Below are 11,746 nucleotides of genomic sequence, written 5' to 3' on the forward strand. Positions count from 1 at the left end.
CCTGACCACAGCGCCATCGCCAGCCCGGCGGGAGACCACGGATGAAGCCGTTGTCCCAGTACCTGACCCGCCGCGACTGGATGGCCGAGATCCCGATGAAGGTGCTGGCCGGCCCGCTGTTGATCATCATGATCCTGGCGATGATGATCCTGCCGCTGCCGCCCTTCGCCCTGGATGTGCTGTTCACCTTCAACATCGCCCTGGCGGTGATGGTGCTGCTGGTCAGCATGTTCACCGAAAAGCCGCTGGACTTCGCCGCCTTCCCTGCGGTGCTGCTGTTCACCACCCTTCTGCGGCTATCGCTCAACGTGGCCTCCACCCGGGTGGTGCTGATGAATGGCCACGAAGGCGGCGACGCCGCCGGCAAGGTCATCGAGGCCTTCGGCCAGTTTCTGGTCGGCGGCAACTTCGCGGTGGGTCTGGTGGTGTTCTTGATCCTGGTGATCATCAACTTCATGGTCATCACCAAGGGCGCCGGGCGCATCGCCGAAGTGGGCGCACGCTTCATGCTCGACGCCATGCCGGGCAAGCAGATGGCCATCGACGCCGACCTCAACGCCGGTCTTATCGGCGAGGAAGACGCCAAGCGACGGCGCGCCGAGGTGGCCCAGGAGGCCGACTTCTACGGTTCCATGGACGGCGCCAGCAAGTTCGTGCGCGGCGACGCCATGGCCGGCCTGATCATCATGGTGGTCAACGTGCTGGGCGGGCTGATGATCGGCCTGATGCAGTACGACATGGCCTTCTCCGACGCCGCCCGCACCTACATCCTGCTGACCATCGGCGACGGCCTGGTGGCCCAGATCCCGGCGCTGGTGATCTCTACCGCCGCCGGCGTCACGGTGTCCCGGGTCAACACCGACCAGGACGTCGGCCAGCAGATGATCAGCCAGCTGTTCGTCAATCCCAAGGTGCTGATCCTGGCGGCCGGGGTGATGGGTCTGCTGGGCCTGGTGCCGGGCATGCCCAACCTGGTGTTCCTGTTGTTTACCGGGTTGCTTGCGACCCTGGCCTGGTGGCTGACCCGCCAGTCCGAGAAGCGCCTGGTCGAAGAGCAGGAAAGCGCCGCCCCGCCGCCACCCCCGGAAGCCCCGGAGGCGAGCTGGGACGACGTCCAGCTGGTCGATACCCTGGGCCTGGAGGTCGGCCACCGGCTGATTCCGCTGGTCGACGCGCGCCAGCAGGGCGAACTGCTTGGCCGGATCAAGAGCGTGCGCAAGAAGTTCGCCCAGGAGGTCGGCTTCCTGCCACCGGTGGTGCATATCCGCGACAACCTGGAGCTGGACGCCTCCACCTACCGGGTCACCCTGAAGGGCGCCGAGATCGGCCGCGCCGAGGCCTGGCCCGGGCGCTGGCTGGCCATCGACCCCGGCCAGGTGTCCGGCGAGCTGGACGGCACCCCGACCCAGGACCCGGCCTTCGGCCTGCCGGCGGTGTGGATCGACGCCGGCCAGCGCGAACGCGCCCAGGTCTACGGCTACACCGTGGTCGACGCCAGCACCGTGGTCGCCACCCACCTGAACCACCTGCTGCACCGCCACGCCTCCGAGATGCTGGGGCGCCAGGAGGTGCAGAAGCTGCTCGACAAGCTCAGCGCAGAGCAGAAGTCGCTGGTCGAGGAGGTGGTGCCCAAGGCGCTGTCGCTGACTGCCTTCACCCGAGTACTGCAGCAGTTGCTGGACGAGGACGTGTCGATCCGCGATCTGCGCACCATCCTCGATACCCTGGCCGAGCACGCACCCCATCAGCAGGACCCCAGCGAGCTGACCGCCCTGGTGCGCATCGCGCTCGGCCGCGCCATCACCCAGCAGTGGTTCGCCGGACAGGAATCGCTCAACGTCATCGGCCTCGAGCCCCAGCTCGAACAGGTGCTGCACCAGGCCATGAACGGCAACGGCGCCCTGGAGCCGGGTCTGGCCCAGACCCTGATGGACCAGACCGAGGCGGCGCTGGGCCGCCACGAGGCCACCGGCGAGCCGCCGGTGCTGGTGGTCACCCCGAGCCTGCGCCCGGTGCTGGCACGCTTCCTGCGCCGTCGACTGCGCCACCTGGTGGTGATGTCCCAGGCCGAGATCCCCGACGACCGCATGCTGCGCGTCACCCATCAGGTCGGGGGAATGTGACCATGCTCCCAACCTTGATCCTTGCCCGGAGAACCCAGTGTGCGCCGAGGCGCCTGGCGACACTCGCCCTGCTGGCACTGTGGCTGATCGCCAGCGGCGCCCAGGCCTTCCCCGGTGCCTGGACCGCCAACGCCCCGCGCATGACCGTCGCCTCGAGCCAGCTCGACCAGTCGTCGCGACCGCTGACGCCGCCCTCCGCCAGCGTCGAGGGTGTGATCGAACGGGTGGTGTGGCGCTACCACGCAGCGCCTGGCGCCCGCCTGCAGGGTCGCCTGTGCCATGGACAGCGCTGCCTTCGCCTTAAGGCCGCCCACGGCAGCACCGAACACTTCGCCGGCCTCGACGCCGCCGGCCCCTTCGTCTTTCGTTTTCGTCTCCTGGATGGTGAGTCGCCGCTCGTTGTCGACGGCATGAGCGTGATCGTCAACCACCGTTGAGGCTGTCCCAGAGGAAAGTGCCATGTACACCGCACAAGGCAGAATGGAGCATCAGTCCCAGCTCGAAGCCTACCTCCCCATGGTGCGTCGCCAGGCCCTGGCGCTGCAGGTCAAGCTGCCCGCCGGGGTCGACCTGGATGACCTGATCCAGGCCGGCATCGTTGGCCTGCTGGAGGCGCTGGGGCGCTTCGATGCAAGCCAGGGCGCCCAGTTCACGACCTTCGCCAGCCAGCGGGTGCGCGGCGCCATGCTCGACGAACTGCGCAGCCGCGACTGGCTGCCGCGCAGCGTACGCCGCCAGGCCCGGGCACTGGACGAGGCCACCCGCGAGCTGCAGCAGCGCCTCGGCCGCCCCCCGGAGGAACACGAGATCGCCGAGGCGCTGGACATGGACCTGGTCAGCTACCGACGCCTGTTGAGCGACGTCAACAATGGCCAGCTGATGCCCTTCGAGGAATTGCTCGCCGAAGGCAACGAGCATCGCTTCAGCGACCAGATCGGCATGGCGCCGCTGGCCGAACTGCTCGACGGCGAACGCCGCGAGGCGCTGGTCGCCGCCATCGCCGAGCTGCCCGAGCGGGAAAAACTGCTGATGGCGCTCTACTACCAGGAGGAGCTCAACCTCAAGGAGATCGGCGCCGTGCTGGGAGTCAGCGAGTCCCGGGTGTGCCAGATCCATAGCCAGGCGGTGAGCCGACTGCGCGCGCGATTAAGCGAGCACTGAGCCGCTCCGACAACTCAGCGAAGAAAGCGAAAGAAGAAAGCGAAAGAAGAAAACCACCGGCAAAACGGCAGGTTAGAAAGAGCGGCCGACTAGAGGGAACAGCCACCCCATAGCCATCTCTTATCAGGATTATCGGACCATTCAATTTATCCAATTGCTCGTTTCTGCGTAAGGTGAGCCCTGTCTTCAGACAACACACCCATCGCTCAAAGGAGACGGGAATGTCCCTGATCAACACCGAAGTCAAGCCGTTCAAGGCCACCGCTTACCACAACGGCGAGTTCGTCGACGTCTCTAGCGACGACATGAAAGGCCAGTGGAGCATCGTCTTCTTCTACCCGGCCGACTTCACCTTCGTCTGCCCGACCGAGCTTGGTGACCTGGCGGACAACTACGAAGAATTCAAGAAGCTGGGCGTCGAGATCTACAGCGTCTCCACCGACACCCACTTCACCCACAAGGCCTGGCACGACAGCTCCGAGACCATCGGCAAGCTGCAGTTCCCGATGATCGCCGACCCGACCCTGACCATCTCACGCAACTTCGAGGTGCTGATCGAGGAAGACGGCCTGGCCGAGCGTGGCACCTTCGTCATCGATCCCGAGGGCAAGATCCAGATCGTCGAGATCAACGCCGGCAACATCGGCCGCAACGCCGAAGAGCTGCTGCGCAAGGTCAAGGCTGCCCAGTACGTCGCCGCCCACCCCAACGAGGTGTGCCCGGCCAAGTGGAAGGAAGGCGAAGAGACCCTGGCGCCGTCCCTGGACCTCGTCGGCAAGATCTAAGCCTTGTCCGCAAGATCTGACACTTGACCGAAAGTGTCTTGAGCAAGATGTGACTGCGCCAAGGCTGGCTGACTCAGCCTTAGTGTCCCTTGTCGCAGTCACGGCGCCTCGCCAGAGGCGCCCGTCACCCCTGAGGTGACACCCTTTTCCCCACCGGGTCGTTCGTCTCGGTCGTCCTACCAGTCGCTTATGCGAGATCGGGTCCTTCGGCCCGGTGGGGATTCTGCGGCCCAATGATCGGCCAGTTCGCCGATACCGGCACTACGCCCCCGCCGCAGACCACCATTTTCCGATTTTTATCAGGATTGCCGCTGTCATGTTGGACGACTCTCTCAAGCAACAGCTGAAAGCCTATCTCGAACGTGTCACCCGCCCCTTCGAGCTTGTCGCCACCCTCGATGACGGCGACAAGTCCAGGGAACTCCACGGCCTGCTCAGCGACATCGCCGCGCTCAGCGACCACATCAGCCTGTCCACCGAAGGCACGGACGCACGCACACCGTCGTTCGCCCTTTATCGTGATGGCGCCCCCACCGGGGTGGTGTTCGCCGGCATCCCCATGGGCCACGAGTTCACCTCGCTGGTGCTGGCACTTCTGCAGGTCGGCGGGCATCCGCCCAAGGCCAGCGACGAGGTGATCGAACAGATCCAGGCGCTGGACGCGGACATGCACTTCGAGACCTACTTCTCGCTGTCCTGCCAGAACTGCCCGGACGTGGTCCAGGCGCTGAACCTGATGGCCATTCTCAATGCGCGGATCTCCCACGACGCCATCGACGGCGCCCTGTTCCAGGACGAGGTCGAGGCCCGCGAGATCATGTCGGTGCCGAGTGTCTACCTCAACGGCGAACCCTTCGACCAGGGCCGCATGACCCTCGAGCAGATCCTGGCCAAGGTCGACACCGGCGCCGAGCAGCGTGAAGCCGAGAAGATCAGCGCCAAGGAGTCCTTCGACGTGCTGACCATCGGCGGCGGTCCCGCCGGCGCAGCCGCCTCCATCTATGCCGCGCGCAAGGGTATCCGCACCGGCGTCGCCGCCGAGCGCTTCGGTGGCCAGGTGCTCGACACCATGGCCATCGAGAACTTCATCTCGGTGCAGGAGACCGAAGGGCCCAAGCTTGCCACCGCGCTTGAAGAGCACGTCAAGCAGTACGACGTCGACATCATGAACCTGCAGCGTGCAGAAGCTCTGGTGCCGTCAAGCGAGCCGGGCGGCGAGCACGAGGTGCGCTTCGCCTCCGGCGCCAGCCTGCGCGCCAAGACGCTGATCCTGGCCACCGGCGCCCGCTGGCGCGAGATGAACGTGCCCGGCGAGGCCGAGTACCGCAACCGCGGCGTGGCCTACTGCCCGCACTGCGACGGCCCGCTGTTCAAGGGCAAGCGCGTCGCGGTCATCGGCGGCGGCAACTCCGGCGTCGAGGCGGCCATCGACCTGGCCGGCATCGTCGCCCACGTGACCCTGTTCGAGTTCATGGACGAGCTGCGTGCCGACGCCGTGCTGCAGAAGAAGCTGCGCAGTCTGCCCAACGTCGAGATCATCTCCGGTGCCCGCACCACCGAGATCAACGGCGACGGCAACCGCGTCACCGGCCTGAGCTATGAAGAGCGCGCCAGCGGCGAGCTCAAGCAGGTCGAGCTGGAAGGTGTGTTCGTGCAGATCGGCCTGGTGCCCAACACCGAATGGCTCAAGGACTCGCCGATCGAGCTCTCCGAACGCGGCGAGATCGTCACCGACGCCCACGGCATGACCTCGGTCCCCGGCATCTTCGCCGCCGGCGACGTCACCACCGTGCCCTACAAGCAGATCGTCATCGCCGTGGGGGCAGGTGCCACCGCCGCCCTCGGCGCCTTCGACTACCTGATTCGTCAGTAAGGTCGAGCCCTCGACCACGACAAAGCTGTGTTCCCTGAAGACACCGTCTGGCTTCCCTGGCCGCGGTGTCCACGACCAGGAAGGTCGTGATTGGTGCCCTGTATCCGGAGATGGCTGCTGAAGCCTGACGGCGCCGTGAGCCGCTATGCTGCGTTGCCGCTTCTCGCCGTAGAACCACTACGGCTCGTCGCGGCGCCTTGCCTGACGACCCACTGCACTCGACATCACTTCAGCGCATCCCCGACACAGGACACATGCCGCCCCCCTTCGGGGCGGTTTTTTTTGGTCTATTGATCGCCGTCCACCAGTACGCCGTAGCACTCCGGTCGCCGGTGCAGGCAGAAGTTGAAGATGTGCTCTCGTATCTCCCGGGTGCGGTCCAGGTCGCATTCGTGGACGATCAGCTCATCCTCCAGGGTGCTGGCCATGGCGACGATCTCGCCGGTGGGGGCGATGATGCAGCTCTGCCCCAGCAGGTCGCAGCCTTCTTCGCGGCCCGCCTTGGCGACGCCCACCACCCACATGCCGTTCTGATAGGCCCCGGCCTGCATGCACAGATGATTGTGGAAGCCCTGCAGGTGGTCATGCTCCGGCACCGGCGGATAGTGGATCGGGGTGTTGTAACCCAGCATCAACAGCTCGACCCCCTTGAGCGCGCTGACCCGGTAGGTCTCCGGCCAGCGGCGATCATTGCACAGCGCCATGCCCATCTTGCCGCCGAAGGCCTCCCAGCAGCCAAAGCCGTCCTCGCCAGGTTCGAAGTAGCGCTTCTCCAGATGCTGGAAGGGCCGCCAGGGTTCGTGCTCATGATGGCCCGGCAGATGCACCTTGCGATACTTGCCCACCAGCTCACCGGCCTGATCGACCAGGATCGAGGTGTTGTAACGGTGCACCCGGCCACCCGACTCGATGCGTTCGGCGTAGCCCAGGTAGAAGCCGATACCCAGTTGCCTAGCCGCCTCGAACAAGGGCCTGGTGGCCTCACCCGGCATCTCGCCTTCGTAGAAACCATCGAGTTCGTCGGCATCGTCGAAAAACCAGCGGGGAAAGAAGGTGGTCAACGCAAGTTCGGGAAACACCAGCAGGGTCACGCCACGCCGGTGCGCCTTGTGCAGCAGCGCCAGCATCCGCTCGATCACCCGGGAACGGGACTCACTGCGTGCGATGGGACCCAGCTGGGCCGCGCCTACCACGATTTGTCGACTCATGGATTCTCTCTCGGGACGTCAGGGGACTGGCACAGCTCGAGCAGCACCTGCAGCAGCACGTTGGCTCCCGCGGCGACATCCTCGGGCGCGGTGTACTCCTCGATGTTGTGACTGATGCCGCCCACGCTCGGCACAAAGATCATCGCCGTTGGACAGACCCGCGCCAGCATCTGGGCGTCGTGGCCGGCGCCGCTGGGCATGCGACGCACGCTGTAGCCCAGGCGGCGCGCGGTGGTCTCGACCAGCCCCACCACTTCAGGATCGAAGTCCACTGGCTCGAAGCGGGCCAGGGAGCGTCGCTCGAACGCCAGCCCCTCCTCTTCGGCGACCTGCCGGGCGAAGCGCTCCACGTCCTCTTCGACCTGGCGCAGCACGCTATCGTCGGTATTGCGAAGATCCACCGTCATGTTGGCGCTCAAGGGGACCACGTTGATCAGATCCGGGGTGAACGCCATGCGTCCCACGGTGCCCACCTGATGGCCGCCGGCCTGCTCGACGCGTTGCCGGACGTAGGCGGCGGTGGCCACCGCCCCATGGGCAGCGTCATGTCGCAGCGACATCGGCGTGGTGCCGGCGTGATTGGAGCAGCCGTCGAAGCGATACTCCGACCAGGAAATGCCTTGAACCTGCTCCACCGCGCCGATGGTGATGCCCTGCTGTTCAAGCACCGGCCCCTGTTCCACGTGCAGCTCGACAAAGGCGTGCGCCTCGGGGCGGCCCACCGGCCGCTCGCCCACGGCACCGATACGCGTCAGGCAATCGGCCAAGCTCTCGCCGTCGATCCCGCGGGTGGACAGCGCCTGCTCCAGTGGCATGCCGCCCACATAGACCAGGCTGCCCATCATGTCCGGCGCGAAACGCGCGCCTTCCTCATTGGTAAAGAAGGCCACGCACAGCGGCCGGCGCGTCTCGATACCGGCCTGATTGAGGGTCTGGACCACCTCGAGACCGGCCAGCACCCCAAGATTGCCGTCATAGAGACCTCCCGTGCGCACGGTGTCGATATGCGACCCGGTCATCACCGGTGGGCCGGGCTGCTGCCCCGGACGCAGACCAAACACATTGCCGATGGCGTCCTGGTGAATCTCGAGGCCGAGCTCCTGCATCCAGCCCATCACCCGCTCACGGCCGAGGCGATCTTCCTCGCTCAACGCCAGGCGGCAGACCCCGCCCCCCGCCAACGCGCCGATCTCGCCCAGTTCGTTCAGTCGCTGCCACAGGCGTTCGCCGTCGATTCGCAGATCATTCCACATGGTTGGCCCTCCCGCGTGCGATGACGTCCTCGGCACTGGCGCCGACCAGTTCACGATAGACCTCGGCGTCGGTGGCACCTTCACTGCCGATCAGCAGCACTCGGCTATTGCCTTCGAGGCCCAGCCGGGCGCCCAGCTCCGGCTCTTGACTAGCCAGCAACAGCCCCACCAGACCGGCAACCGCGCTTTCCCCGGCGACCAGCGCCGGATCGCCGCCAACGCCCTCGGCTAGCAGCTTCATCGCCTCCACAGCTGCTTCATCACTGACCGCCAGATAGTCGTCGATGCCTTCATCGAGCACCTCCCAGGCCAGCAGCGACACCTCGCCACAGGCAAGCCCCGCCATCAGGGTGTCGAGGTCGCCATCGACCGCCACCGGCTCGCCGCTGCGGGCGCTCTCGAGCAGACAGGCAGCGCGCTCCGGCTCGACCACGATCACGCGCGGGCGATTCACCCCATAGGCCTCCCACAGCTGGGCCAGGGTCGCGGCGGCGAGTCCCCCCACACCGCCCTGGACGAAGCAGTGGGTGGGCGGCTGATCGAGCTGATCCACCGCCTCGTCGACCATCACGCTGTAGCCCTGCATCACATCCCGTGGCACCTCCATGTAGCCGGGATACGAGGTGTCCGACACCACGAACCAGCCGTATTCGGCCGCGTCGCTGGCGGCCTGACGGACCGAATCGTCGTAGTTGCCGGCGACCCGGCGGATCTCGGCGCCGAAGTCGGCGATGGCCTGCTCCCGCCCCTGGGAGACGGTGGCGTGCAGATAGATCACGCAGCGCACGCCGAACTGACGAGCACCCCAGGCCACCGAGCGACCATGGTTGCCGTCGGTGGCACAGCACACGGTCAAACCGTCCAGCGCGTCGCGATACTCGCCGGCCATCAGCGCCTCGCTGGTGACCTGCTCGCCGAGCCGACGCTTGATCAACCGCAGCACCGCGTAGGCGCCGCCGAGGGCCTTGAAGCTTTTCAACGAGAAGCGCTCCGACTCGTCCTTGTAGTGGATCGCCGCCACCCCCGCCGCCGCCGCCAGGCCGTCGAGGCGCACCAGCGGGGTCGCTGCGTAGCCGGGCCAGCGGCGTATCTCGTCCCGCGCCTGCTCGAGCGCTGCCTGATGGAGGATCGCGCGCTGACGCTCGCCGATGGGCGCACCGGGCGTCACGCGTGGGTTGGCGACGTGGCGCCAGCGGGAATGTTCGATCAGCGCGGTCATGGGGTCTCCTGGAGTCGGTGGGAAGCGGTCGTCGAGCCCCTGGGCGGGGTGGCGGGCAAACCGAGGGCGGTGGGGCCCTGGCCTGGCAAAGGTCACCTGGCCTGAATATCTCACCTCAATCTGAAACCATATTTTCACTTTGTCAATTATTGAAAATACATTTTCACATCGCTTTACCACGTGCCATACTGCTTTCATGACCGACACGACCCACGCCGACATGACCCACGAACAGAGCCTCAGCCACGAACAGAGCCTCGAAGCCAGGCTGCGCGCCCACCACCAGGACCTGCCTCCGGCGGAGCGCCGACTGGCCGAGCTGCTGCTGAACTTTCCCGGTGACATCTCGCGCTACAGCGCGGGAGAACTGGCCGAGGCCGCCGGTACCTCTCGAGCGGCGGCGTCACGCCTGTTTCGCCGGCTCGGCTACCGCGACTTCAACGAGGCCAGACAGCAGGTGCGTGACGCCCAGCGCTGGGGCTCGCCTCTGTACCTGTCCAGCGCCACCGAGGCCCGTCGACCGGCTCCTGGCGACAACCGTGCGACAGGCCAGAACGCCACCGGCCATGACAGCGGTGCGCTTGAGCAGGGTACCGGCCTGGAAAGTGCCGCCCAGGGAGGAGCTGACCAGAGCGGCAGCTCGCGCCAGCCGTCGGCACGCGGGACGGAGGGCCAAGCGCTGTCAGGGAGCCAGGGTGCACTGGGTGGGCTTGATGCGGATAGCGCACTCGGGATGCACCTGGCGCAGGAACAGGACAACCTGGCGCGCAGCTTCGCCGAGCTGGACCAGGCGGCGCTAGGCGAGGCCATCTCGGCCCTGGGCAAGGCGCCCCGGGTACACCTGGCGGGGTTTCGCAACAGCCAGATGCTGGCGAGCTTCTTTCATCGTCAATTGCAGTTGCTCAGGCCCGATGTCCAGCTGCTGCCCCGGCCAGGCCAGACCCTCGGCGAGGACCTGGTCGACGTAGGAGCGGATGATCTGGTGATACTGATCGCGCTGAGGCGACGCACCGGCCAGGAAACCAGCCTGCTCGACTGCTGCCGTCAGCAGGGAGCCAAGACCCTGCTGCTGGTCGATCCGACCTGCCCGACCACCCTGGCAGGCGACTGGCGCCTGGAAGCACGGGTGGCCTCGGCTTCACCCTTCGACAGCTACGCCTCCTGTCTCAGCATGATCCAGGCGATCTGCACCATTTTTTACCGTCAGAATATCGATACCTGTCAGCAGCGCCTGAGGGAAGTCGAAGCGCTTCATGACAGCCTGGATGAGCTCTCCAGGCTGTAACAATATCTTCTGTAGTGATGAATATACGGGGACATTAATGTGCCAAAAAGCCGTTAACCCAGTGACTACTTATCTCATGACGGAAAATTTCTAGAAACCATATATTCTGATAAACCGACACATTCACCACAAGGGTTCAAGCGCGAAAGCCAGTCTGCACCAAGGTGAACACCCGCTTGCACCATTTATTATCACCTCGAGCTTTATCGGGTCGAAAAAGGAAACATTGAACACAGCAATATACTGAAAAAACAAGAGAAACCCGACTCTGGCACCAAAGATGTAAAGAACAAACACAAGACACGACGGGAGCCAATCACCATGTCACGAACCCTTGACCTGGCGGCACGACTGAGCCACACCCTGGACCAATGGGTGGAGCGTTGCTGCGTCATTCTGCTCGCCGTTCTGGTCGTCACCGTCTGGACCGGCATCCTCGCCCGCTATGTCCTTCCCTGGAACCTTACCTTTACCGAAGAGATGGCCCGTTATCTGATGATCTGGGTCGCGCTGCTGGCGATCTCCATGGGGATATGTCGGCGCCAGCATGTCGGCATGCTGGTACTCTTCGACCGACTTCCGGCGCTTCTCCAGCGTGTTCTTGCGCTGTCCTTCGACCTTATCGGCATCGCCTTTTTCGCGGTCATGTTCTTCTACAGCCTGACCTACGTCGAACGCGGCTTCAGTCAGTCCACCATGATCTTCGGGGTTCCCAAGGGTTACCCCTACCTGATCCTCCCCATCGCCTCCGGAGTGGCGTGCCTGCAGCTCGCTCTGTCTGCGCTGAAGGACATGAAGCGTACGTCCCCCCAACCGGCGCTCGAGCGCACCTGAACAGG

10 protein-coding genes are annotated in these 11,746 nt (G+C 65.2%); 7 read left to right on the forward strand and 3 right to left on the reverse strand.

The window, feature by feature from the left end:
- Positions 1 to 41 precede the first annotated feature (41 nt).
- The 5 genes from flhA (at position 42) to ahpF (ending at position 5,942) form a co-directional block, all read left to right on the forward strand.
- Complete coding sequence (gene flhA, locus NFG58_RS20645; protein ID WP_348827285.1) at positions 42 to 2,123, forward strand: flagellar biosynthesis protein FlhA; 2,082 nt, start codon at positions 42 to 44, stop codon at positions 2,121 to 2,123.
- A 2-nt stretch (positions 2,124 to 2,125) separates the two neighbouring features.
- On the forward strand, positions 2,126 to 2,560 hold the full coding sequence (locus NFG58_RS20650) for a flagellar protein FlhE (RefSeq protein ID WP_213231728.1): 435 nt from the start codon (positions 2,126 to 2,128) through the stop codon (positions 2,558 to 2,560).
- 22 nt (positions 2,561 to 2,582) lie between these two features.
- Positions 2,583 to 3,284, forward strand: a complete 702-nt coding sequence (locus NFG58_RS20655; RefSeq protein ID WP_108132021.1) for an RNA polymerase sigma factor FliA — start codon at positions 2,583 to 2,585, stop codon at positions 3,282 to 3,284.
- Positions 3,285 to 3,505: 221 nt separating this feature from the next.
- Entirely contained in the window at positions 3,506 to 4,069 is a 564-nt protein-coding gene (ahpC, locus tag NFG58_RS20660) for an alkyl hydroperoxide reductase subunit C (RefSeq protein WP_045992348.1), read from the forward strand.
- Between the two features lie 316 nt (positions 4,070 to 4,385).
- The gene (gene ahpF / locus NFG58_RS20665; protein ID WP_348827286.1) at positions 4,386 to 5,942 is read left to right on the forward strand and encodes an alkyl hydroperoxide reductase subunit F; all 1,557 of its coding nucleotides are present in this window, start codon (positions 4,386 to 4,388) and stop codon (positions 5,940 to 5,942) included.
- 287 nt (positions 5,943 to 6,229) lie between these two features.
- On the opposite strand, the gene NFG58_RS20670 is transcribed toward ahpF, so the two are convergent.
- Genes NFG58_RS20670 through NFG58_RS20680 form a run of 3 tightly spaced genes read right to left on the reverse strand, consistent with a single transcriptional unit; the run spans position 6,230 to position 9,622 of the window.
- The gene (locus NFG58_RS20670; protein ID WP_348827287.1) at positions 6,230 to 7,150 is read right to left on the reverse strand and encodes an N-carbamoyl-D-amino-acid hydrolase; all 921 of its coding nucleotides are present in this window, start codon (positions 7,148 to 7,150) and stop codon (positions 6,230 to 6,232) included.
- Positions 7,147 to 8,403: a Zn-dependent hydrolase gene (locus NFG58_RS20675; RefSeq protein WP_348827288.1), complete on the reverse strand. Its 1,257-nt coding sequence runs from the start codon at positions 8,401 to 8,403 to the stop codon at positions 7,147 to 7,149. Before NFG58_RS20675 ends, NFG58_RS20670 begins: the two co-directional genes overlap by 4 nt.
- The gene (locus NFG58_RS20680; protein ID WP_348827289.1) at positions 8,393 to 9,622 is read right to left on the reverse strand and encodes a diaminopropionate ammonia-lyase; all 1,230 of its coding nucleotides are present in this window, start codon (positions 9,620 to 9,622) and stop codon (positions 8,393 to 8,395) included. The genes NFG58_RS20675 and NFG58_RS20680 overlap by 11 nt, the downstream gene beginning before the upstream one ends.
- Before the next feature lie 196 nt (positions 9,623 to 9,818).
- Here NFG58_RS20680 and NFG58_RS20685 point away from each other — a divergent pair, with 196 nt between their 5' ends.
- Together NFG58_RS20685 and NFG58_RS20690 are read left to right on the forward strand one after the other, a co-directional pair.
- Positions 9,819 to 10,907: a MurR/RpiR family transcriptional regulator gene (locus NFG58_RS20685; RefSeq protein ID WP_348827290.1), complete on the forward strand. Its 1,089-nt coding sequence runs from the start codon at positions 9,819 to 9,821 to the stop codon at positions 10,905 to 10,907.
- A 321-nt stretch (positions 10,908 to 11,228) separates the two neighbouring features.
- Positions 11,229 to 11,741: a TRAP transporter small permease gene (locus NFG58_RS20690; protein WP_108132015.1), complete on the forward strand. Its 513-nt coding sequence runs from the start codon at positions 11,229 to 11,231 to the stop codon at positions 11,739 to 11,741.
- Positions 11,742 to 11,746: the final 5 nt, after the last annotated feature.

Source organism: Halomonas sp. RT37 (genome assembly GCF_040070525.1).
Classification (GTDB): Bacteria; Pseudomonadota; Gammaproteobacteria; order Pseudomonadales; family Halomonadaceae; genus Halomonas; species Halomonas litopenaei.

Bases quoted from the DNA above. Each gene is read 5' to 3' on its own strand.
- NFG58_RS20655 (WP_108132021.1), top strand. From the start codon at position 2,583: ATGTACACCGCACAAGGCAGAATGGAGCATCAGTCCCAGCTCGAAGCC.
- NFG58_RS20670 (WP_348827287.1), bottom strand. From the start codon at position 7,150: ATGAGTCGACAAATCGTGGTAGGCGCGGCCCAGCTGGGTCCCATCGCA.
- NFG58_RS20650 (WP_213231728.1), top strand. From the start codon at position 2,126: ATGCTCCCAACCTTGATCCTTGCCCGGAGAACCCAGTGTGCGCCGAGG.
- NFG58_RS20690 (WP_108132015.1), top strand. From the start codon at position 11,229: ATGTCACGAACCCTTGACCTGGCGGCACGACTGAGCCACACCCTGGAC.
- flhA (WP_348827285.1), top strand. From the start codon at position 42: ATGAAGCCGTTGTCCCAGTACCTGACCCGCCGCGACTGGATGGCCGAG.
- NFG58_RS20675 (WP_348827288.1), bottom strand. From the start codon at position 8,403: ATGTGGAATGATCTGCGAATCGACGGCGAACGCCTGTGGCAGCGACTG.
- NFG58_RS20685 (WP_348827290.1), top strand. From the start codon at position 9,819: ATGACCGACACGACCCACGCCGACATGACCCACGAACAGAGCCTCAGC.
- ahpC (WP_045992348.1), top strand. From the start codon at position 3,506: ATGTCCCTGATCAACACCGAAGTCAAGCCGTTCAAGGCCACCGCTTAC.
- ahpF (WP_348827286.1), top strand. From the start codon at position 4,386: ATGTTGGACGACTCTCTCAAGCAACAGCTGAAAGCCTATCTCGAACGT.
- NFG58_RS20680 (WP_348827289.1), bottom strand. From the start codon at position 9,622: ATGACCGCGCTGATCGAACATTCCCGCTGGCGCCACGTCGCCAACCCA.